The sequence below is a fragment of the Bradyrhizobium sp. IC3195 genome (assembly GCF_020193585.1).
Taxonomy (GTDB): domain Bacteria; phylum Pseudomonadota; class Alphaproteobacteria; order Rhizobiales; family Xanthobacteraceae; genus Bradyrhizobium; species Bradyrhizobium yuanmingense.
In genome coordinates this window covers 28,394-51,522 of sequence record NZ_JADYVG010000027.1, presented here as the reverse complement: position 1 = coordinate 51,522, position 23,129 = coordinate 28,394, and the positions used below count along the sequence as shown (strand labels likewise).

General features: G+C 64.7%; 18 protein-coding genes. 12 read left to right on the top strand and 6 right to left on the bottom strand.

The window, feature by feature from the left end; translation table 11 throughout:
- Positions 1-112: 112 nt before the first annotated feature.
- Both I6F09_RS33045 and I6F09_RS33040 read right to left on the bottom strand, forming a co-directional pair.
- Positions 113-1,039, bottom strand: coding sequence for a response regulator (locus tag I6F09_RS33045; RefSeq protein ID WP_225189878.1), 927 nt, complete (start codon positions 1,037-1,039; stop codon positions 113-115).
- Positions 1,023-4,394 (bottom strand): ATP-binding protein, encoded by a 3,372-nt coding sequence (locus I6F09_RS33040; RefSeq protein WP_225189877.1) that lies wholly within the window; start codon positions 4,392-4,394, stop codon positions 1,023-1,025. Before I6F09_RS33040 ends, I6F09_RS33045 begins: the two co-directional genes overlap by 17 nt.
- Positions 4,395-4,561: 167 nt before the next feature.
- Between I6F09_RS33040 and urtA the strand changes: the two genes are divergently transcribed.
- The 8 genes from urtA to I6F09_RS33000 all read left to right on the top strand — a co-directional run bounded on the left by urtA (position 4,562) and on the right by I6F09_RS33000 (position 12,395).
- Positions 4,562-5,821: an urea ABC transporter substrate-binding protein gene (gene urtA / locus I6F09_RS33035; RefSeq protein ID WP_036002134.1), complete on the top strand. Its 1,260-nt coding sequence runs from the start codon at positions 4,562-4,564 to the stop codon at positions 5,819-5,821.
- A 143-nt stretch (positions 5,822-5,964) separates the two neighbouring features.
- On the top strand, positions 5,965-6,891 hold the full coding sequence (gene urtB, locus I6F09_RS33030) for an urea ABC transporter permease subunit UrtB (protein WP_036002129.1): 927 nt from the start codon (positions 5,965-5,967) through the stop codon (positions 6,889-6,891).
- 17 nt (positions 6,892-6,908) lie between these two features.
- On the top strand, positions 6,909-8,051 hold the full coding sequence (gene urtC / locus I6F09_RS33025; RefSeq protein ID WP_225189876.1) for an urea ABC transporter permease subunit UrtC: 1,143 nt from the start codon (positions 6,909-6,911) through the stop codon (positions 8,049-8,051).
- 10 nt (positions 8,052-8,061) lie between these two features.
- Positions 8,062-8,817 carry an urea ABC transporter ATP-binding protein UrtD gene (gene urtD, locus I6F09_RS33020; RefSeq protein WP_057025953.1) on the top strand — a complete coding sequence of 252 codons (756 nt, stop codon included), beginning with the start codon at positions 8,062-8,064 and terminating at the stop codon, positions 8,815-8,817.
- Positions 8,818-8,885: 68 nt separating this feature from the next.
- Complete coding sequence (gene urtE, locus I6F09_RS33015) at positions 8,886-9,575, top strand: urea ABC transporter ATP-binding subunit UrtE (protein ID WP_036002119.1); 690 nt, start codon at positions 8,886-8,888, stop codon at positions 9,573-9,575.
- Between the two features lie 27 nt (positions 9,576-9,602).
- Complete coding sequence (fmdA, locus tag I6F09_RS33010) at positions 9,603-10,832, top strand: formamidase (RefSeq protein WP_225189875.1); 1,230 nt, start codon at positions 9,603-9,605, stop codon at positions 10,830-10,832.
- 110 nt (positions 10,833-10,942) lie between these two features.
- Positions 10,943-11,320 carry a zinc ribbon domain-containing protein gene (locus I6F09_RS33005; protein WP_036002114.1) on the top strand — a complete coding sequence of 126 codons (378 nt, stop codon included), beginning with the start codon at positions 10,943-10,945 and terminating at the stop codon, positions 11,318-11,320.
- A gap of 34 nt (positions 11,321-11,354) precedes the next feature.
- A complete protein-coding gene (locus I6F09_RS33000; protein WP_225189874.1) occupies positions 11,355-12,395 on the top strand; it encodes an aliphatic amidase in 1,041 nt (346 codons plus the stop codon).
- Positions 12,396-12,586: 191 nt separating this feature from the next.
- On the opposite strand, the gene I6F09_RS32995 is transcribed toward I6F09_RS33000, so the two are convergent.
- From I6F09_RS32995 to I6F09_RS32980, 4 genes are all read right to left on the bottom strand, one after another.
- Complete coding sequence (locus I6F09_RS32995; protein WP_036002108.1) at positions 12,587-13,408, bottom strand: MlaD family protein; 822 nt, start codon at positions 13,406-13,408, stop codon at positions 12,587-12,589.
- Positions 13,409-13,566: 158 nt separating this feature from the next.
- Positions 13,567-15,783: an acetate--CoA ligase family protein gene (locus I6F09_RS32990; RefSeq protein ID WP_225157965.1), complete on the bottom strand. Its 2,217-nt coding sequence runs from the start codon at positions 15,781-15,783 to the stop codon at positions 13,567-13,569.
- 134 nt (positions 15,784-15,917) lie between these two features.
- Complete coding sequence (locus I6F09_RS32985) at positions 15,918-16,487, bottom strand: class GN sortase (protein WP_225189873.1); 570 nt, start codon at positions 16,485-16,487, stop codon at positions 15,918-15,920.
- Between the two features lie 179 nt (positions 16,488-16,666).
- Positions 16,667-18,928 carry a marine proteobacterial sortase target protein gene (locus tag I6F09_RS32980; protein WP_225189872.1) on the bottom strand — a complete coding sequence of 754 codons (2,262 nt, stop codon included), beginning with the start codon at positions 18,926-18,928 and terminating at the stop codon, positions 16,667-16,669.
- Between the two features lie 186 nt (positions 18,929-19,114).
- Between I6F09_RS32980 and I6F09_RS32975 the strand changes: the two genes are divergently transcribed.
- From I6F09_RS32975 to I6F09_RS32960, 4 genes are all read left to right on the top strand, one after another.
- Positions 19,115-19,885, top strand: coding sequence for a helix-turn-helix transcriptional regulator (locus I6F09_RS32975; protein WP_225189871.1), 771 nt, complete (start codon positions 19,115-19,117; stop codon positions 19,883-19,885).
- Positions 19,886-20,015: 130 nt separating this feature from the next.
- Positions 20,016-21,152: an acyl-CoA dehydrogenase family protein gene (locus I6F09_RS32970; RefSeq protein WP_225189897.1), complete on the top strand. Its 1,137-nt coding sequence runs from the start codon at positions 20,016-20,018 to the stop codon at positions 21,150-21,152.
- 131 nt (positions 21,153-21,283) lie between these two features.
- Entirely contained in the window at positions 21,284-22,447 is a 1,164-nt protein-coding gene (locus I6F09_RS32965; protein ID WP_225189870.1) for an acyl-CoA dehydrogenase family protein, read from the top strand.
- Complete coding sequence (locus tag I6F09_RS32960; protein WP_225144873.1) at positions 22,447-23,103, top strand: glutathione S-transferase family protein; 657 nt, start codon at positions 22,447-22,449, stop codon at positions 23,101-23,103. Before I6F09_RS32965 ends, I6F09_RS32960 begins: the two co-directional genes overlap by 1 nt.
- Positions 23,104-23,129: the final 26 nt, after the last annotated feature.

The window sequence follows — 23,129 nt, the reverse complement described above, 5'->3', positions numbered from 1 at the left end:
CCAAACTACTCCCTGGGGTTATGGGTCCCGGATCGGCGCTCCGCTTCGCTGCGCTTGTCCGGGACGACACCATTTGCTCGGTTGGCAGCGCCTCAACTCATCTACACCACGCTCAAGAATTCCGCCGCGTCGCATTCGCGGCGATCGCGGCCGCGGCGGTCCGGTTCTCGACGCCGAGCTTGGCGTAGATCTGCTCCAGGTGCTTGTCGACGGTGCGCGGGCTGAGGCCCAGAATTTGCGCGATGTCGCGGTTGGTCTTGCCCTTGCTGAGCCAGGCCAGCACCTCGCCTTCGCGCGTGGTGAGGCCGAGCTCGCTGGTGAATTCGGGCGGCAGCGCGGTGCCGGCTTCCTTGGACAGCCGCAGCAGGAATTCGTTCGGCGCGGTCTCGCCCATGTAATAGAAGCGGAGCTGCGGATTGTCGGGCAGCGACGCTGCCTGGGATTTCGAGCCGCTCTTGGCCTTCGCCTGCTCGAGCCATTGCAGCAGCGTCGGCGGCAGCACGAAGTCGTCGGCCTGCGCGCCGTGATGATCGGATAGCAGCTTCTGCGCCTGCGGCGTCGCCCACAGCACGCTGCCCTGGCGATTGACCGCGAACAGGAAACGGCCGGAGACGTCGAGCGCGGCGCGCGCGCTCTGGGTCAGCCGGGCATTGCCGAGATGGACCCGGATGCGCGCCAGCATCTCCTCGATCACGATCGGCTTGGCCACGTAGTCGACGCCGCCGGCTTCCAATCCACGCACGATGTGCTCGGTTTCGGCCAGACCCGTCATGAAGATGACCGGGACATTGGCGAGACCCGCATCGCGCTTGAGCCGGCGGCAAGTCTCGAAGCCGTCGATGCCGGGCATCACGGCATCGAGCAGGATGATGTCGGGCGTGATCTGGTCGATGATGCGCATCGCCGCGGCGCCGTCGAGCGCCACCATCACCGTCATGCCGGCGCTGTCGAGCGCGTCGGTGAGCAGCCGGAGCGTCTCCGGGGAATCGTCGACGACGAGCGCGACGTCGCGCTTCTTCGATTCAATGCTCATAAGCATGCAACGTCTTCAATGTGTCCATGTACTGGTCGAGATCGAAGCGATCGACCAGCGACCGCATCTGCGCGACGAAGTCGGCATGCTCGGGGTGCTCGCTGCCGATCTCGTCCAGCTTCAACTGGATGCCCTTGACGTAGCCGATCTGGCCGAGCCCGATCAGCGCCTCGATGTGCCGCAGCGGCGGCTTCGATCCGGTCTCCGGATGCCAGAACGGCACCGCGACCTCATGCGAGCCGTATTGCCATTCGATCTTGAGAAGCTGGCGAATCGTCGCCAGCAGCCGCGGGATGTCGATCGGCTTCATCAGGTAGCCGTCGTGGAAGGGCTGCGCCAGCGGCGTGCCATGAGCCTCGAGCGCGCTTGCCGACACCATCAGGATGCGGGCCTGATGATGGCCGCTGGCGCGCAAGGCCTCGGCGACCGCCCAGCCGTCCATGGCAGGCATCGAGATGTCGAGCAGGAACAGATCGGGCCGGCAATGCTGCGCCAATGCGAGGCAGCCGGCGCCGTCGGGTGCGCTGAGCAGGATGAAGCCGAGCGGCGTCAGCACCTCGCGCAGGAGGTCGCGATGCACGGGATCGTCGTCGGTGACGAGGATGGTCTTGCGCGGGCCGTGATACCCTGAGACCGGCGCCTCCACCGGCGCGATCCGCTGGGGATTGGCGACCTCCGAGAGCAGGATCTTGACCCTGAAGGTCGAGCCGGTGCCGACCGTGCTCGTGACCTTGATGTCCCCGCCCATCACGCCGGCGAGCAGGCGGCTGATGGTGAGCCCGAGGCCGGTGCCGGTCTGCGGCTGCGACGCGCCGAGCGCACCCCGCTCGAATGGCGCGAAGATGCGTTCGAGGTCGTCGCCCTGGATACCCGGGCCGGTGTCGATCACCTCGAACTCGGCGACCGGGCTGCGGTAGTGCACCACGAACTGCACGCTGCCGGACTGGGTGAACTTGATGGCGTTCGAGAGCAGGTTGATCAGCACCTGACGCAGCCGCTTCTCGTCGGCATAGACCACCCGCGGCAGCGTCGGCGGCCGCCTGAACACGAAGTCGATGCCCTTGGCGGCGGCCTGGAGGCGGAACATGCCGACGAGCTGGTCGAGGAACTCGCTCAAGCGCACCTCGTCGCGCGACAGATACAGCCGCCCCGCCTCGATCTTGGAGATGTCCAGGATGCCGTCGATCAGGCCGGAGAGATGGTCGGCGCTGCGGCGGACGACGCGGACCTGGTCGCGCGGCTTGGCGCCGAGAGTCGTATCCTGCTCGAGCAGTTGCGCATAGCCGCTGATCGCATTGAGCGGCGAGCGCAGCTCGTGGCTCAGCCCGACCACATAGCGGCTCTTGGCGAGGTTGGCGGATTCGGCGACCTCCTTGGCACGCTGGAGCTCGGCATCGGTGCGCTTGTGCGCGTCGATCTCCTGGATCAGCAGCGCGGTCTGCCGCCGCGTCTCGGCCTCGGCGGCGCGGCGGCTCTGCTGCGCCAGCACGAACAGCCACGCCACCACGCCGATGATGATGCTGAGCGAGAAGAACACCTTCCAGAGCACGTCGGACACGAGCTCGTTGTCGCCGTGCACATTCGCCGACGTCTGTAGATAGATGAGTCCCAGCACCAGGGCGATCAGGCCGGCGGAGACCACGAACACGCCGATATAGTGGCCCACTTGCGAGTTGATCCGGGCGTAGATCGGCTGCGGCATCAGCCGGCCCAGCGTTTCCGACACCTGCGCCTGGAATCTCGCATGCGGCTTGCAGAGATCGTGGCAGCGCGCGTCCAGCGAACAGCACAGCGAGCAGATCGGGCCGGCGTAAGCGGGGCAGGAGGCCATGTCCTCCGGCTCGAACGAGTGCTCGCAGATGCAGCACTGGATCGCCTCGATGTTCTGCCAGCTCCGCTTCGGCTTGCGGGCGATGTAGTATTTGCCGTCCGTGGCCCAGGCGATCAACGGTGCCGTGAGGAAGGCCGCCGCGAGCGCGATGAAGGCCGACAGCGCCTTCGCGGTCGGCCCGAACAGGCCGTAGAAGGCGCTGATCGAGACGATGGTCGCGATCGTCATCGCTCCCACGCCGACTGGATTGACGTCGTAGAGATGCGCGCGCTTGAACTCGATCTGCTGCGGCCGCAGTCCGAGCGGCTTGTTGATGACGAGGTCGGCGACCAGCGCGCCGACCCAGGCGATCGCGACGTTGGAATAGAGCGCCAGCGTCTGCTCCAGGGCCTTGTAGACGCCGATCTCCATCAGCAGCAGGGCCACGACGACGTTGAAGACCAACCAGACCACGCGCCCGGGATGGCTGTGGGTCAAGCGCGAGAAGAAGTTCGACCAGGCGATCGAGCCGGCATAGGCGTTGGTGACGTTGATCTTGACCTGCGACAGGATCACGAAGGTGCCGGTCAAGGCCAAAGCGAGGTCGGGCTGCGACAGCACGTAGCGGAAGGCTTCGAGATACATGTGCGCCGGCTCGGCCGCTTCCTCGGGCGGCACGCCGTGGCTGAGCGCGAAGAAGGCGAGGAACGAGCCCGCCAGCAGCTTCAGCGCGCCCAGCACGATCCAGCCGGGCCCCGCGCTCATCAGCGCCATCCACCAGGAGACCCGGGAGGCGCGGCGGTCGCGCGGCAGGAACCGCAGGAAATCGACCTGTTCGCCGATCTGCGCCACCAGCGAGAACACGACCGAGGCCGCAACGCCGAACAGCAGGAGGTCGAAATGCCCGTTCAGATCGCCGTGCTCGCCGGAGAATTTGTGCCACTCCGCAAAGGAGTGCGGGTTGTGCCAGGCGATCGCGGCGAACGGAATGATGTGAAGGATCACCCACAGCGGCTGCGTCCACAATTGGAAGCGGCTGATCAGCGTGATGCCGTAGGCCACCAGCGGGATGATGACGACGGCGCTGATGAGATAGCCCACGGGGCGCGGAATCCCGAAGCACATCTCGAGCGCGGATGCGAGGATCACGGCCTCGATAGCGAAGAAGATGAAGGTGAAGGAGGCGTAGATCAGCGAGGTGACGGTCGAGCCGATGTAACCGAAGCCGGCACCCCGCGTCAGCAGGTCGATGTCGATGCCGCATTTGGCGGCATAATACGCGATCGGCACCCCGCAGCCGAAGATGATGATGGAGACCACGACGATGGCCGCCGTCGCGTTGGTGACGCCATAGTTCAGCGTGATGGTCCCGCCGATCGCCTCCATCGCCAGGAACGAGATCGCGCCCAGTGCCGTGTTGGCGACGCGGGCGGCGGACCAGCGCCGCGCGCTCTTGGCGGTGAAGCGCAGGGCGTAATCTTCCAGCGTCTGGTTGGCGACCCATTGATTGTACTGGCGCCTGACGCGGTCTATTCGCTGCCGCCCTGCCACTTAACCCCACTCCCGATACGGACCCGGACCCCTCGCAAATTCCGTACCAGAAGCCTACGTCGGCATTTTGCGGTGCAGTATACGCGATCTTGCGTATGCGCGCGCTGCATAGTTCCGAGCCATCCTCACGGGCGCCAATCGTGTTCTCGAACAAAAGTGGGGTGCTCATGTCAGACGAAGCAAACAAGGGCCTGTTGTCGCCGCTGCGGCGCAAATTATTGATGGGAATGGCTGCGGTGCCGGCCATCACCATGCTGCCGCGCGGGTCATTTGCGCAGGCCCCGGCAACCTCGGCGGTCAACACCACGGGACTGGCGGTCACCGACACCGAGGTCACGGTCGGCATCCTGCATTCGGCGACCGGCACGATGGCGATCTCCGAAACCGGGTCGATCCAGGCCGAAAAGCTCGCGATCGAGCAGATCAACGCGGCTGGCGGCGTGCTCGGCCGCAAGATCAAGTTCATCCAGGAGGACGGCGCGTCGGACTGGCCGACCTTCGCCGAGAAGGCGAAGAAGCTCCTCGTCAATGACAAGGTCGCGGCAATCATGGGCTGCTGGACCTCGGCCTCGCGCAAGGCGGTGCTGCCGGTCGTCGAGCAGTATAACGGTATGCTGTACTACCCGACCTTCTACGAAGGCCTCGAGCAGTCCAAGAACGTCATCTATACCGGCCAGGAAGCGACCCAGCAGATTCTCGCCGGCCTGAACTGGATCGCCAAGGAGAAGGGCGCCAAGTCCTTCTTCTTCATCGGCTCGGATTACATCTGGCCGCGCACCTCCAACAAGATCGCGCGCAAGCACGTCGAGAACGTGCTCAAGGGCAAAGTGGTCGGCGAGGAATATTATGCGCTCGGCTCGACGCAGTTCAATTCGGTCATCAACAAGATCAAGCTGACCAAGCCGGACGTGATCTTCACCGACGTCGTCGGCGGCTCCAACGTCGCCTTCTACAAGCAGCTCAAGGCGGCCGGCATCGATCTCTCCAAGCAGGCACTGCTGACGATCTCGGTGACCGAGGACGAGATCGACGGTATCGGCGGCGAGAACATCGCGGGCGCCTATGCCTGCATGAAGTACTTCCAGTCGCTCGACAATGCGAACAACAAGGCTTTCGTCTCGGCGTTCAAGAAGATGTGGGGCGAGAAGACCGTGATCGGAGACGTCACCCAGGCTGCCTATCTCGGCCCGTGGCTGTGGAAGCTGACGGTCGAAAAGGCCGGCTCTTTCGACGTCGACAAGATCGCCACGGCTTCTACGGGTGTCGAGTTCAAGGGCGCGCCGGAAGGCTATGTGCGCATCCACGAGAACCATCACCTCTGGTCGAAGACCCGGGTGGGGCGCGCCAAGCTCGATGGCCAGTTCGAGTTGATCTACGAGACCGCCGATCTCGTCGAGCCGGATCCGTTCCCGAAGGGTTACCAGTAAGAAGCGTTACCGGTAAGTCGCGGCGCCCGTCGCACCCCCTCAAGGCAAAACCGCTCCCTGGCGTGGATCGCAAGTCCATGCCTCAAGCCCCCGCGTCGCGAACCTGCTCGCGACGCGGGACCCTTTCCCGACGGAGGACATGGATGTTCGGCGACTATTCGATTGGCGACCTCGGCTCGATCTTCGTCATGCAGGGGTTCGCCGGACTGATCCTGTTCTCCGTCTATGTCCTGATGGCGCTCGGCCTTGCGATCATCTTCGGCCAGATGGGCGTCATCAACATGGCCCATGGCGAGTTCATGATCCTCGGGGCCTACGTCACCTGGATGACCTCCAATCTCTTCCAGGCCTATTTGCCGAGCCTGTTCAGCGGCTACTTCTTCCTCGCCATGATACTGGCCTTCCTCGCCTCGGGCGCGCTGGGCATGCTGGTGGAATGGGGGTTGATACGGCACCTCTACAAGCGCCCGCTCGATACGCTGCTCGCCACCTGGGGCCTCAGCCTGATGCTGCAGCAGGCCTATCGCTCGGTGTTTGGCGCGCGCGAGGTCGGCGTCGAGCTGCCGCAATGGATGCTGGGCTCGCTCCGCGTCACCGACAGCATCGAGGTGCCGATCAACGGCGTCTTCGTGATGTGCCTCACCGTGCTGATCACCATCGCCGTCGCCTACGTCCTCTACATGTCGCGCTGGGGCCGCCAGGTGCGCGCGGTCGTGCAGAACCGCATCATGGCCGGCGCGGTTGGCATCAACACCGAGAAGGTCGACCGCTACACCTTCGGCCTTGGCTGCGGCATCGCCGGTGTCGCCGGCAGCGCCTTCACCATGATCGGCTCGACCGGGCCGACGTCGGGCCAGCTCTACATCGTCGACACTTTCCTCGTCGTCGTGTTCGGCGGCGCCGCCAGCCTGCTCGGCACCATCGCCTCGGCCTTCTCGATCTCGCAGACGCAATCGACGCTCGAGTTCTTCATGTCGGGCTCGATGGCCAAGGTGCTCACGCTGCTCGCCGTCGTCGGCATCCTGATGCTGCGGCCGCAGGGTCTGTTCGCCCTCAAGGTCCGCAAATAACGAGAAGCAGGCAAGTCATGATCATCAACTCACGCTTCTTCAACCGATCCGAACTGATGGGCTTCATTGCGCTGGCCGCCGTGCTGTTCGTGATCCTGCCGCTGACGCTCGACGTGTTCCGCCTCAATCTGGTCGCGAAATATTTGACCTACGCCTTCGTCGCGATCGGCCTCGTGCTGTGCTGGGGCTACGGCGGCATCTTGAGCCTGGGGCAGGGCGTGTTCTTCGGCCTCGGCGGCTATTGCATGGCGATGTTCCTCAAGCTCGAGGCCTCAAGCGTCGAGAACACCAAGATCCAGTCGACGCCCGGCATCCCCGATTTCATGGACTGGAATCAGATCACGGCGCTGCCGTTCTTCTGGCAGCCGTTTCACAGCCTCACCTTCACCATCCTCGCCATCATCATGGTGCCCGGCCTTTTCGCTCTGATCATCGGCACCGCGATGTTCAAGCGCCGCGTCGGCGGCACCTATTTCGCGATCATCACCCAGGCCGTCGCCGCCATCCTGACCATCCTCATCGTCGGCCAGCAGGGCTATACCGGCGGCATCAACGGCATGACCGATCTGCGCACGCTGAAGGGTTGGGACATCCGGCCCGATCACGCCAAGATCATCCTGTACTTCGTCGAGGTGGTGCTGCTGTTCGCCTGCATCGGCATCGCGCAGTTCATCCGCCTGACCAAGCTCGGCCGCATCCTGGTGGCGATGCGCGAGCAGGAGGACCGCGTCCGCTTCTCCGGCTACAGCGTCGCCAATTTCAAGATCTTTGCCTTCTGCATGGCCGCGGTCTTCGCCGCGATCGGCGGCGCCATGTTCGCGCTCAATGTCGGCTTCATGTCGCCGTCCTTCGTCGGCATCGTGCCGTCGATCGAGATGGTGATCTACACCGCGGTCGGCGGGCGGATGTCGATCTTCGGCGCGGTCTGGGGCGCGATCCTGGTGAACTTCGCCAAGACCAGCCTGTCGGAATCCTTCCCGCAACTCTGGCTGTTCGGCCTCGGCGCGCTGTTCATCGCGGTCGTGCTTGCTTTCCCGAACGGCTTGTCCGGGCTCTGGGCCGATTACGTGCAGCCGCGCATCGACCGGCTGTTCGCCTCGCGCAAGGCGAAGGAGAACTGGACCGACAATTCCGTCGCCGACGGCGCGCCGGCAGAGTGAGGAGGCGATCATGCTCATCGGTCATCAGCCCAAGGACTTCCTGCTCGCGGTCTCCGGCCTCACCGTCTCGTTCGACGGGTTCAAGGCGGTCAACGACCTCTCCTTCTATGTCGAGGAGAACGAGATCCGCGTCATCATCGGCCCCAACGGCGCCGGCAAGACCACGGTGCTCGATCTGATCTGCGGCAAGACCAAGGCGACCTCGGGCTCGATCCAGTTTCGTGGCAAGGAGCTCACGAAGATGAAGGAGAACGAGATCGTGCAGACCGGCGTCGGGCGCAAGTTCCAGACGCCGTCGGTGTTCGAGGATCTCACCGTATTCGAGAACCTCGAGATCTCGTTTCCGCGCGGCCGCACCGTGTTCGGCTCTCTGACCTTCCAGCGCGACCAGCTGGTGAAGGAGCGGGTCGAGGAGGTCGCGGAGATGATCTTCCTCAAGGACAAGCTCAACACCTATGCCGACGAGCTCAGCCACGGCCAGAAGCAGTGGCTCGAGATCGGCATGCTGCTGATCCAGGATCCCGACCTCTTGATGCTCGACGAGCCCGTCGCCGGCATGAGCGTGTCCGAGCGCGCCAAGACCGCCGAGCTGCTCAACCGCATCATCAAGAACCGTTCGGTGCTGGTGATCGAGCACGACATGAAGTTCGTCGAGGACATCGCGCACAAGGTCACCGTGCTGCACCAGGGCCAGATCCTCTCGGAGGGGACGATGGAGAAGGTGAAGAACGATCCCAAGGTCATCGAAGTGTACCTCGGTCACTAGCGCATGATCCCGGAAAGTGGCGTCCGGTTTCCGGACAAGATCATGCGCAAGAAGCAAGGAGCAGGCTGATGCTGGCTATTTCCGATCTCCACGTCGCCTACGGCCAGAGCGAGGTGCTGCACGGGCTCAACGTCAAGGTCGCGGCGAACGAGATCGTTGCGATCATGGGCCGCAACGGCATGGGCAAGACTACGCTGATGAAGTCGCTGATGGGCATCCTGCCGGCCAAGAGCGGCTCGGTGAACATGGATGGCGCCGAGCTCGGCAACCTCAAGAGCTTTGAGCGCGTCGCCAAGGGTCTCGCCTACGTGCCGCAGGGCCGCATGATCTTCTCCACCATGACGGTGAAGGAGAACATCGAGACCGGGCTCGTCGTCTCCGGCGGCTCCGAGGTGCCTGACGACATCTACGAACTGTTCCCGGTGCTGCTGGAGATGAAGGGCCGCCGTGGCGGCAATCTCTCCGGCGGGCAACAGCAACAATTGGCGATCGCGCGCGCGCTCGCCACCAAGCCGAAGGTGCTGCTGCTGGACGAGCCGACCGAAGGCATCCAGCCCTCGATCATCAAGGAGATGGCGCGCACGTTGAAGCGCATCCGCGACGAGAAGGGGCTGTCGATCGTCGTGTCCGAGCAGGTCCTCAGTTTCGCGCTCGACATCGCCGATCGCGTGCTGGTGATCGAGAACGGCGAGATCGTGCGCGATGATCCGCGCGATGCCGTCGATGCCGCGCAGGTCTCGAAATATCTGTCCGTCTAACCAACCGTGTAAAAGGGGAGCATCTCGATGCCAGAGACACTGATCAAGGTCGATCTCACCAAGTCGGCCTATGAAAACGACATGGTGCACAACCGCTGGCACCCCGACATCCCGATCGTGGCCTGGGTCAATCCCGGCGACGATTTCATCATCGAGACCTATGACTGGACCGGCGGCTTCATCAAGAACAACGATTCCGCCGACGACGTGCGCGACATCGACCTGTCGATCGTGCACTTCCTCTCCGGCCCGATCGGCGTCAAGGGCGCCGAGTCCGGCGACCTTCTCGTCGTCGACCTGCTCGACGTCGGTCCGCTCAAGGAGAGCCTGTGGGGCTTCAACGGCTTCTTCTCCAAGCAGAACGGCGGCGGCTTCCTCACCGACCATTTCCCGCTGGCGCAGAAGTCGATCTGGGACATCAAAGGTCTCTACACCTCGTCGCGTCACGTGCCCGGCGTCAACTTTGCCGGTCTGATCCATCCCGGCCTGATCGGCTGTCTGCCCGATCCGAAGATGCTGGACACCTGGAATAAGCGCGAGGCCGAGCTGATCTCGACCAACCCGACCCGCGTGCCCGGCCTTGCCAATCCGCCGTTCGCGCCGACCGCCCATGGCGGCCGCGCCAAGGGCGATGTGAAAGCCAAGATCGGCGCCGAGGGTGCGCGCACCGTGCCGCCGCGCGAGCATGGCGGCAATTGCGACATCAAGGATCTCTCGCGCGGCTCGAAGATCTACTTCCCGGTCTACGTCCCCGGCGCGGGTCTTTCGATGGGCGACCTGCACTTCAGCCAAGGCGACGGCGAGATCACCTTCTGCGGTGCGATCGAGATGGCCGGCTGGCTCCACCTGAAGGTGGAAGTGATCAAAGACGGCATGTCGAAGTACGGCATCAAGAATCCGATCTTCAAGCCGTCGCCGATCACGCCGAACTACAAGGACTATCTGATCTTCGAGGGCATCTCGGTGGACGAGGCCGGCAAGCAGCATTATCTCGACGTCCACGTCGCCTATCGCCAGGCCTGCTTGAATGCGATCGAGTATCTCAAGAAGTTCGGCTATTCCGGCGCCCAGGCCTATTCGATCCTCGGCACCGCGCCGTGTCAGGGCCACATCTCCGGCGTCGTCGACGTGCCCAACGCCTGCGCCACGCTATGGCTGCCGACCGAGATCTTCGACTTCGACGTGATGCCGTCGGCGGCCGGGCCCATCAAGCACATCACCGGCGACATTCAGATGCCGATCTCGCCGGACAAGTGACGCCGCGCCCCCTCTCCCCGTTCTCACGGGGAGAGGGTTCGGGGTGAGGGGCTGTCCCCGACGCGCGGTGGCAGCGAGTTGTGTGAACAGGCAAGAGCGTAGGTGATGCGATGCCGGTCTACGAATATCTCTGTGACGACTGCGGTCCCTTCAAGGACCTGCGCCCGATGGCGGAATGCGACGATCCGCAGAGCTGCCCACACTGCGAGACGATGGCGCCCCGCGTCATCCTGACGGCGCCGAACTTCTTCTGCATGCCGGCGGAGAAGCGCAAGGCGCACGCCGTCAACGAACGCAGCACGCACGCGCCGCAGACGCTGGCGCAATACAAGGCCTCGCACGGCCCGGGCTGCGGCTGCTGCTCCTCGGGCAAGACCGTGAAGGACAAGAGCGCGGCGGACAGGAAAAAGCCGGCGCGGCTGATGACCAAGACCAAAAGCGGCGCCAAGGGCTTTCCGACCGCACGCCCCTGGATGATCAGCCACTAACCCACGCCAGCATCAGACAACAGGAGCGCTCCACATGCTTCACGGTGACATCTCCAGCAGCAACGACACGGTCGGCGTCGCGGTGGTCAATTACAAGATGCCCCGCCTGCACACCAAGGCCGAGGTGCTCGACAACGCCCGCAAGATCGCCGACATGATCGTCGGCATGAAGGTCGGGCTGCCCGGCATGGATCTCGTGATCTTCCCGGAATATTCCACGCAAGGCATCATGTACGATGCCAAGGAGATGTACGAGACGGCCTCGATGGTGCCGGGCGAGGAGACCGCGATCTTCGCCGAGGCCTGCCGCAAGGCCAAAGTGTGGGGCGTTTTCTCGCTCACCGGCGAGCGTCACGAGGAGCATCCGCACAAGGCGCCCTACAACACCCTGATCCTGATGAACGATAAGGGCGAGATCGTGCAGAAGTATCGCAAGATCATGCCCTGGGTGCCGATCGAAGGCTGGTACCCCGGCAATTGCACCTATGTCTCCGAGGGGCCCAAGGGTCTGAAGGTCAGCCTGATCATCTGCGACGACGGCAATTATCCCGAGATCTGGCGCGACTGCGCCATGAAGGGCGCGGAGCTGATCGTGCGCTGCCAGGGCTACATGTATCCGGCCAAGGAGCAGCAGGTCATGATCTCCAAGGCGATGGCCTGGGCCAACAACGTCTATGTCGCGGTCGCCAATGCCGCCGGCTTCGACGGCGTCTACTCCTATTTCGGCCACTCCGCGATCATCGGTTTCGACGGCCGCACGCTCGGCGAATGCGGCGAGGAGGATTACGGCATCCAGTACGCCCAGCTGTCGAAACACCTGATCCGCGACGCGCGCCGCAACGGCCAGTCGCAGAACCATCTCTACAAGCTGGTTCACCGCGGCTATACCGGCATGATCAATTCCGGCGACAGCCCGCGCGGCCTCGCTGCGTGCCCGTATGATTTCTACAAGAACTGGATCAGGGATCCCGAAGGCACGCGCGACATGGTCGAGGCAATGACCCGCGCGACTCCAGGTACCGAGGAATGCCCGATCGACGGCATTCCGAACGGCGCGGCGGCCGGCAATTACTGAGCCGTCGCCGATTCCGCCTTACCCTCCCCTGGAGGGGGAGGGTTGATCGCGCGTAGCGCGAGCGGGGTGGGGTGATCCCTCCTCTCGGGCGCTGTTGGATGGGGAGAGACCGTCACCCCACCCCGTCTCACATTTCGCTACGCTCCATGTGAGCCGACCCTCCCCCTCCAGTGGAGGGTAAGAAAGAGGCGTTACCGCTTCTGCTCGGTGGGCCTGCGCGGGGGCCGCGGCGGCGCCGGCGTGCCGCTCATCTTGTTGGCGGCCTCGCTGACGTCGAGCAGCGAGCGGCGAATGTCGTCGAGGTAGGCCGCCGATTTCTTCTTCATGGTGCCGGCAAGCTCGTGCAGTCCCTGGATCTTCTCGAACAGCTCGTCGGCCTTGCCGTCGACGAAGCCCGGCACCGCGCCCTCGATCTTGGCGACCGCCTTGTCGAAGCCCGCAAAGGCGCTGTCGACCTTGGCCATGACCGAATCGATCTCGGCGCCCTTGCTCCTTAGGTCGGCGGTATAGGTCTCGAACGTGTGCAGGCCCTCCTTGATTGCGGGGGCGTTGTTCACGATGGTGCGGTCGACGCTGTGCAGAGTTTCGACGATGGTTTCGGCGTCGCTGAGATCGGCCGTCAGCACCGGGATGCCGTCCGCGTCCAGCGGCACCGGCGGTGCAGAGGGGGCGCCGCCGATGAGTGAGATCGCGGCAATGCCGGTGAGGCCCTGGAACTCGATTCCGGCCACGGTGTCCTTGCGGATCGGCGCGGTGTTGTCGAGCATGACGAGTGCCACGATCCTGCGCGGACTATCCAGCTTGATCGACAGGATCTGGCCGGCGGGCACGCCGTCGAAATTGACCGGCCCGCCGCGGCGCAGCCCGCTGGCGGAGCCGCCCTCGAACACCACGCGCAACTGGCTGCGGCTCTGGATGGTGCGCCATTTCTGCGCGCCGAGCAGGCCGCCGAACGCCACGGCGATCGCCGCCAGCGTTGCCGTTCCGATCACAAGATTGCTCGCGCGTGCCATGCAGGGGCGATTTTACGGCCAAAGCGGGGAAGTTGGAAGGAGCCCGCGATGTTACGTAGGGCGGGTTAGCGAAGCGTAACCCGCCACCATCTCTCGTACGCCTGGGGATGAATTGGTGGATTACGCTGCGCTAATCCACCCTACGGCACGGCGCGACGTCAATGCCCGGCCGCCCGCTTTGCCGCAGCATTGTTCAGCACGATCAGGGCATCGACGGCCACGCCCGTCCTGGTGTTGATCAGGAACGGGTTGATGTCGATCGAGGCGATGCGATCGCCCGCATCCGCGATCAGGTTGGACAGCCCGACCAGCGCCTTCACCGCCGAGGCCTCGTGCAAGTCCGGCCTGCCGCGATAGCCGCGCATCTTGACGCCGGCCTTGGTGCGGCCGATCAGGAGCCGTGCCTCGCTCTCATCCAGCGGCGCGCCGGCGAGCGCGACGTCCTTCATCAGCTCGATATCGATGCCGCCGGTGCCGAACAGCACGACCGGGCCCATCTCTGCATCGAGCGAGGCGCCGACGACGAGCTCGAGCTCGGCCTTGACTTGCTGTGCGATCAGGATGCCGTCGAGCTTCGGCTTGCCCTTGAGCTTCGCCACGCGCGCGGTGATGTCGGCGAACGCCTTCTTCACCTCGGCTGCGCTGTTGAGGTTCAGCACCACGCCGCCGATGTCGGACTTGTGCAGGATCTCCGCACTGACGAGTTTTGCCACGACCGGAAAACCGATCTGCTTCGCAATCTTCACGGCGTCCGCCGCGGTCTGTGCGATCGCCTCCTTCGAGATCGGGATGCCGTAGGCCTTGAGCAGCTTCTTCGAGGCGACCTCGTCGAGCGCAGCACCGGTCGCCGATTTCAACGTCTTCTCCAGCACGGCGCGGGCGGCGGGTTTCGAGCTCGAGACGATATCGGGCACCTCCTTGCGCAGCTTCGCATAGGCGAGCAGCGACTTGATCGCGGTCACCGCGCGGTCCATGCCCTGCATGACCGCGAGATGCGGCAGCGACTTCCGCAAGCCCTTGGTGTATTCGGTGAAGCCGATCGACATCGCACTGATGTAGATCACCGGCTTGCCCGCCTGGCTCGCCATCTCGTTGACGATGCGCAAATTGCGCTCGCGCAGCTCGTGCGGCGCCTTCGGCAGCTCGGCATCGACGATGACGATGTCGATATCGGGGTCGTCGATCATCAGCTTGATCGACTTCATGTAGACGGAGGGATCGACCACTGCGGCGAAGCCGGCATCGAGCGGATTGCCGACGATCGAGCCGGGGCCGAGCATCTTCGCCAGCTCCGCGCTGACATGCGGGCTCAGCGGCGTGAAATTCAGGCCTGCGGCATAGAATGCGTCGATCAGCATGCCGCGCTTGCCGCCGGACAGCGTCACAGCGGCGAGCCGGTCGCCTTTCGGAACGGCCGCGTGCACGAAGCACTCGGTGGTCTCGATCAGCTCGTCGAGGCCGCCGACCCGGATCACCCCTTCGCGCGTCGCGATCGCGTCGAACGTCTCGATCGAGCCGGCGAGTGCGCCGGTATGGGCCATCGCCGCGGCGCGGCCGCCTTCGGAGGCGCCGAGCTTGAGCGCGATCACGGGCTTGCTCGCCGCGCGTGCCGCCTTGCAGGCATCGCGGAACGCCTTGGTGTTGCGCACGCCTTCGAGGTAGACGACGATCACCTTGATGCTCGGATCCTCGGCGAAGTAGCGCATCAGATCCGGCGTCTCGAGCCCGGCCTCGTTGCCCGTGGTCACCATGTAGCCGACGCCGACACCCCGGTCTTCCAGCGTCTGGCGGATCGCCATGACGATCGCGCCGGATTGGCCGGCGATCGCCACCGCGCCCTGCTCCATGGTGACGATGCGATCGTCGATATTGGTGAAGAGCTTTTCGCCGGCGCTCAAATTGCCGAGGCAGTTCGGGCCCGTGACCGCGAGCCCCGTCTCGCGCACCGCAGCCTGCAATTCGGCAGCGAGCTTCTGGCTTTCGTCATCCTGCAGCTCGCTGAAGCCGGAGGTGACGATGGTGGCCGACCGCGCGCCGGCTGCGGCGGCGTCGCGGATCACCTGCACGGCAAAGCGCGCAGGCACCAGCACCAGGACGTGATCGGGCTTCTCCGGAAGACTCGCAAAATCCTTGTAGCAGGGAACGCCCCAGACGGTATCGCGCTTGGCGTTGACCGGATAGAGCCCGCCTTCGAAACCATATTTGATCAGATTGTTCCAGATGCGCTCGGCATAATTGCCGGGCTTGTCGGTCGCGCCCACCAGCACGATGTTGTGCGGGTGCAGCATTGCGTGGATGCCCTTGACGATGTCGCTGGCATCGGGCGGCGGAGACCATGGACGTGATGCGGGCGCAGCAGACACACGGGCTTCCATGGCGTGACCTCACCTGTTGTTCTTATTGGTGTCGCGTCACTCTGTTCTATGGCGAGTCCTTTGGCAACTGTGTGGCTGGTATGCCGTGTGGTGGAATGAAGCGCGCACCGGTGCGTGTCAGTCCGATCGGCGATCTATCCGTCGGCGCCAATCAATGTCGCATGCAGGATGTAGCGCTCGGGGCCGGATGTGACGGCATCGAATGGCCAGCAGGTCGCGAGAACAAGCTCGAAACCCTGTGCCATGGGATCGATGCCGGATGCATCGAAGCGAACCACGGCCGAGGAATCCGCGCGATAGCGAAAGTGTCGACCGTCACTGCGCGTGACATCGATGACGTCGCCCATGGCAACATCCTTCAGGAAGCGGAAATGAGTGTCGCGATGGGCGGCATAGACGGCAATCCCGCGTTCGCCCGCATCAGCCGTGTGCTGGATATGACCTGGCCCGAAAGCGAGTGCCTGTCCGCTCGCGCCTTCCAGCACGATGGCGCTGGCACCGATCCGCTTCACCTCGATCCGCGCGACCGGCCAGGTGTCGGCCCAGGACCAGGGCTTTACAGCCTGTCCCGTGGCAATGCTCCTGTCGAAGGCGCGCTCCAGCAGCACCTGCGCCAGCCACGCCTTGGCGTGGATATAGGCGCCGTCGCCGAACAGGATGAGGCCGACAAGCGCGAGGACCAGCGGAGAGATGAAGCGGGACATTGTGTTTCGTCTCCCGTCATTGCGAGCGAAGCGAAGCAATCCAGACTGTCTCCGCGGCGGCAGTCTGGATTGCTTCTTCGCTTCGCTCCTCGCAATAACAGTGAAAAAAGGCGCGCGCGGCCGTTTGGAGGGGACGGGCAGCCGCGCGCGCTAACAGAGGAGTTCGGGGAGCTCCTCTCTCAAGCGGCGTCGGTGAGCAAGGTCCGACGCCGCTTGAACACGAACAGGATCAGGGCGAGCACGATCAGGATAAAACCCGCGATCATCTTCAGCTCGGCCGAGGTCGCGGTCTTGGGTAGGCGGATCGCATCGGGCGTAGCAGGCGTCGGCCGTCGCGTTGCCGGCTGATTGCGCGCATCGGCATGGCGCTCGTGCAGCTGCGTCGGCGTCAGATGCGGCCGCTCGCCAAACACCTTCTCGAAGTCCCAGCCCGCGGGCAGGTTGATCGGCAGTTCGCTGAGCTTGAGCGGTTCGCCTTCGGGACGGCTTGGCGTCTTGTCGACCGCGACGAGGCTGGTCAGCCGCGTGACGATCTGATGGTCGAGCGCCAGCGCCAGGATCGCCTTGTCAGCTTCCTCCGGCGTCATCTCGCGCAGGGTGCGCGCGACCTCCGCATCGGCGATCTTCCGCCTGGCCCAGAGCTTCGACAGGCCCTTGCCTTCGGCTGCGTTTTGCAGCGGCAGCGTCACCGACCATGGGCGGCCGCCGACGCGGCCCTTGATCTCGAGCGAGCCTGCGAGCTTGTCGAGCCTCGCCGCCAGCACCAGGGGCTCGTCGCGATAGACGTCGGGAATGATCGCGGGGCTGACGTCGGCATTGGCCTCGGAAAACCTTGCGGTGAGGCCGGTCACGGCCGGATTCTCCAGCTTGGCGAACAGGCCGCGCATGCGCTCCTCCACCTGCTCGGTGGAGCCGATATGGGTGAAGGCGCCGCGGCCGAGCTCGGCGGCACGGGTCATCAGATAGGTGTTGGGCGCCGACCCGATGCCGACCATGAACACGCGCGAGCGGCCGCGCATCGTCGTGATCGCATCGAACAATTGCTGCTCGTTGCCGATCGCGCCGTCGGTCAGGAACACGACCTGGCGGACCATGCCGGTGTCGAGCCTGTCGGCCAGTGCCGCGCGCATCGCCGGCACCATCTCGGTGCCGCCGCGCGCCTGCAAGGCGCCGACGAAGGAGGTCGCCTCGCCGATATGGGCGGCATCGGCCGGCACGGCGGCCGGAAACAGCATGTCCATGGTGTCGTCGAAGCGGATCACGTTGAAGCGGTCATTCGGCTGCAGGCGTCCGAGGGCGTAAAGCAGGCTCGCCTTGGCCTGCACGATGGACGTGCCGCCCATCGAGCCGGAATTGTCGATCACGAACACGACCTCGCGGGGCAGCGGCTTCTGCGTCGCCTGCTCGGCGCTCGGCGGGGTGACGAAGGCGAGCAAATAATCGGCATCGCCGATGTGCTCGCGGAACAGTCCGACCGACGGCGCTGTCTCGGCAGCCGGCTTCCAGGTCAGCTCGAAATCACGGTCGGCGGGCACGGCACCGTCGGCGAGCGTCACCACGCGCGTCATGTTATCCGGGCTTTCCGTCTTGACGTTGTGATGGTGGCTCTTGACCTCGCCGAGCGCAAAGCCGGCCTGCAGGCGCACAATGATGCTGGTCGGATTGAGCGGCGCATGTTTGGCGGGATCCAGCACAGGGGGCGAGATGCGCTCGCGATCCGGCACCGGGTCCGACGTCGCCGCGCCCCAGCCCGAGCCGTCCTTGCGGAAGTCGACGCTCTGGATGATCGGCGCGGGATTGTAGCGCGGCCCGACCACGAGCGGCAGGCGCAACGAATATTCGTTGCCGACTTGATGCACCGGCTCCTGGTACTCGATCTGCACCAGCACGGTTTCGCCGGGACCGATATTGGCGACCGAGTTGGTGAAGATGTTCGGCCGCTCCTGCTCGGTGAGCGCGGCCTTCTGGCCGGCGCGGCGCGCCTCCTCGTAGATCACGCGCGCTTGCTGCCGTTCCTTGATGTCGCCGATGATGACGCGGTCGCCGACCACCATCTTCAGTGTGTCGACGGCGCCGCCGGCCGCGAGCGGATAGACGTAGGTGGCCTCGACCCAATCCTTGGTCGGGTTGCGGAATGCTTGCGTGACGCGGGCGCGCAAGGTCGGGCCCGACACGGTGATGTCGATATCGGTCCCGAGGCGAATCGCCTCCGTGGTAGTGCCGTCCTCTTTCAGTAGCAGGCTGCCCGACCGTGCTTCGCCGGGCTGGAGCAGGCTGGCCTGTTCGGTCGTCGCCGACCAGCTCGCCCCGAAACTCACCAGCAGGGCCAGGAAGGCGACCAGCATCACGGCGATGCCCTGCGCCAGAAGGAACAGTCCGACCTTGATGAGGCGGCTCAACAGCGGGTGGTCGTCGCTATCGGCCGTGTCGTAGGCGTTCATTTGGCTTGCTCCGAAGCATGTTTGCTGGTCCTCAGCATCCGCCGGCGGGGCGGGATTTCGCGAGCAGAATGATCGGCAATGTTCCGCCGCGGCCGGCCCGGACTCGTTTCGGCCGGGGTGGTCATGTGCGGTTTTGTGCTGGTTTGTCCGCCCTGCTAGAGTGACCGGCCTGGAGCGGGGCTGACGGTGCAGATGCAGGACAAACTCACGGACAAGCAGCTTTCGGACGAGCAGAGCCGCGAGATCGCCGAGACCATCCGCGAGGAGCTCGCCCGGCGCCGGATGTCGCGGCAGGCGCTGGCCGAGCAGGCCAAGCTGAGCCTGTCGACGCTGGAGAAAGTGCTCGGCGGCCGGCGGCCGTTCACGCTGGCGACGACAGTCCGGCTGGAGCAGGCGCTCGGCGTTTCCCTGCGCAAAAATGTCGTCGCGGCGGCGCCCCCCGCCGCAAACGACGTCGCGCCCGACAGCCTCGGCTCCTATGCCCACCGCGCGGTGACCTGGCTCGAGGACGTCTACATCACCCTGCGGCCGTCGTTCGGCGACAAGGACGCGATCTTCGCCTACCGCACCGAGATCGCCTGGGAGCCGAAGGTCTCGTCGCTGGTCTTCCGCGAAGGCGAGCGGACCGATGCCGCCTACGAGCATACCGGCGAGGTCGCCGTTCCGCATCAGTCCGGCTTCATCTACCTCGTCATCATCAAGCACGGCCAGCACCGCGTGATCACGGTGTCGCGGCCGACGGTATCAGGCGAGATGTACGGCATCATCTCGACGCTGCGCGCCGGGCCCGGCTCGCAGCTCACGCCGATCGCCGCGCCGATCGCCTATCTGCCGCTCAGGAATATCCCAAAACCTTCCTTGGGCCGGGTTGCGCCCGAGGATCCCAACCACGCCTTGTATCGAAAGCACTTGCGCCGCACGGTGGAAGAGCCGTTCGCGTTGTTTCTGACGCTGTGACAGCAATCCGCTGGGGGGTGCGTTGCTGGCTTGCTCGAAGGGTTCGCGCCGATCAGCCACTCCGCGCAAGTGAACGGCCGAGGTTCGAGCCATGGTGGCTGAGACGAAACCGTTCGAGGCAAGTCTCGCGATGATGAGCCCGTTCTATACCGCCGAGCACGACGCGTTCCGCGACGTGATGCGGCGCTTCGTCGAGAAGGAGATCGCGCCCTTTGCCCATGAATGGGACGAAGCCGGCGAATTCCCGCGCACGCTCTATCGCAAGGCGGCTGGAATCGGCCTGCTGGGACTTGGATTCCCGGAGGAATATGGTGGCATCGCCGCCGACCAGTTCATGAAGATCGTGGCGAGCCAGGAGCTTGCGCGCGCCGGCGCAGGCGGCGTCAGCGCCAGCCTGATGAGCCATACGATCGGCTCGCCGCCGATCGCGCGGGCCGCACGCGCCGAGGTGAAGGCGCGCGTGCTGCCGCAGGTGTTGGCAGGCGAGAAGATCTCCGCACTGGCGATCACCGAGCCGGGCGGCGGCTCGGACGTTGCGAACCTGCGCACCCGGGCGCGTCGCGACGGCGATGACTACGTCGTGAGCGGGGAGAAGACCTTCATCACCTCGGGGATGCGTGCCGATTACCTCACCGTTGCGGTGCGGACCGGCGGCGAGGGCGCCGGCGGCGTCAGCCTGCTCCTGATCGAAGGCGACACGCCCGGCCTGTCGCGCACCAAGCTGAAGAAGATGGGCTGGTGGGCCTCCGATACCGCGACGCTGCATTTCGACGCATGCCGCGTGCCCGCCGAGAACCTGATCGGCGAGGAGGGCCAAGGCTTCAGGATCATCATGCAGAACTTCAACAGCGAGCGCATGGGCATGGCCGCGAGCTGCACCGCCTTTGCCCGCGTCTGCCTCGACGAGGCGATCGCCTACGCCAGAGAACGCCAGACCTTCGGCAAGCCGCTCGCGCAGCACCAGGTCATCCGCCACAAGATCGTCGACATGGCGCAGAAGGTGGCGGCATCGCAAGCCATGCTGGAGATGCTGGCCTGGCGGCTCGAGCAGGGCGAGAGCCCGGTCGCCGAAATCTGCATGATGAAGAACCAGGCGACGCAGACCATGGCGTTCTGCGCCTCGGAGGCCGTGCAGATCTTCGGCGGCGCCGGCTTCATGCGCGGCATCAAGGCCGAGCGCATCTACCGCGAGGTCAAGGTCAACGCCATCGGCGGCGGCACCGAGGAGATCATGAAGGATCTGGCGTCGCGGCAAATGGGGCTTTGAACGCTCTCTCCTCGCGTCATTCCGGGGCGCGAGCGAAGCGGAGCGATCCCGGAATCCATACTCACGATCGTGGTTATGGATTCCGGGCCCGCGCCAAGGGGCGCGTCCCGGAATGACGAGGCTGAGAGAGAATGTTATTCACCGCCGACCACGACGACATCCGCCGCTCCCTGCAAAAGTTCATCGCCAACGAGATCAATCCGCACGTCGATGAGTGGGAGAAGGCCGACATCTTCCCGGCGCACGAGCTGTTCAAGAAGATGGGCAGCCTCGGCTTCCTCGGCCTGAACAAGCCGGTCGAATTCGGCGGCTCGGGCCTCGACTATTCCTACGCGCTGATGATGGCGGAGGAACTGGGCGCCATCACCTGCGGCGGCGTGCCGATGGCGATCGGAGTGCAGACCGATATGGCGACGCCGGCATTGGCGCGGTTCGGCTCGGATGAGGTGCGGCGCGAATTCCTGGCGCCCTCGATCTCGGGCGATTACGTCGCCTGCATCGGCGTCTCCGAGCCGGGCGCAGGCTCGGACGTCGCCTCGATCAAGACCCAGGCGCGCTCCGACGGCGACGATTACGTCATCAATGGCGGCAAGATGTGGATCACCAACGGCACCCAGGCCGACTGGATCTGCCTGCTCGCAAACACCGGCGACGGCCCCGTTCACCGCAACAAGTCACTGATCTGCGTGCCTATGAAGAGCAAGGGCGTCACCGTCGCGCGCAAACTCGACAAGATGGGCATGCGCTCGTCCGACACCGCGCAGATCTTCTTCGACAATGTCCGCGTGCCCAAGCGCAACCGGATCGGCGAGGAGGGCCAGGGTTTTACCTACCAGATGATCCAGTTCCAGGAGGAGCGCTTGTGGGGCGCGGCCGCCTGTCTGAAGGCGCACGAATACATCATCGACCAGACCATCGAATACACCCGCAACCGCAAAGCCTTCGGGAAGTCCATCCTCGACAACCAGGTCGTGCACTTCAAGCTCGCGGAGATGCAGACCGAGGTCGAGCTCCTGCGCGCGCTGATCTATCGCGCCGGCGAGCAGCTGGTCGCCGGCGAGGATGTGACGCGGCTTGCGACCATGGCCAAGCTGAAGGCCGGCCGGCTCGGCCGCGAGCTCACCGACGCCTGCTTGCAATACTGGGGCGGAATGGGCTTTACCAACGAGACACCGGTCAGCCGCGCCTATCGCGACAGCCGCTTGACCTCGATCGGCGGCGGCGCCGACGAGGTCATGCTGATGGTCCTGTGCAAGATGATGGGCACGCTGCCCGGCAGCAAAGGAAACGCCTGATGATCACGCTGTATCACTGCGACGCCGCACGCTCGTTCCGTCCGCTCTGGATGCTGGAGGAGATGGGGCTGCCCTATGAATTGAAGATGCTGCCGTTCCCGCCGCGCGTCTTCGCCAAGGACTATCTCGCGCTCAATCCGCTCGGCACCATCCCCTTCATGATCGACGGCGAGACCAGGATGACGGAATCCTCCGGCATCTGCCATTACCTCGGCATCACATACGGCCCGACGCCGTTGATGGTCGGCCCTGAAGATCCCGCCTACGGCACGTTCCTGAACTGGATGTACTTCAGCGACGCCACGTTAACCTTCCCGCAAACGCTGGTGCTGAGATACACCCAGCTCGAGCCGGAGGAGCGCCGCAACCCGCAGGTCGCCACCGATTACGCGAAATGGTTTCTGGGAAGACTGCGCGCCGTTGAGGCAGCGACGGCGAATGCCGAAACATTGTGCGCGGGCCGCTTCACCGCCGCTGACATTGTCATCGGTTACGCGCTCCGGCTCGCGAGCAATATCGGGCTTGCCAAGGATTTCGGGCCGAACGTCGCAGCCTATTGGGCGCGGCTGCAGCAGCGCGAGGGTTTCAAGCGCGCGGTTTCTGCGGAGCAAAAGGCCGGGCAAGAGCAGAATGTCGCGCCGAGGGTGAGGGCGTAAGGGAGGCTGTCATTCCGGGGCGCGGA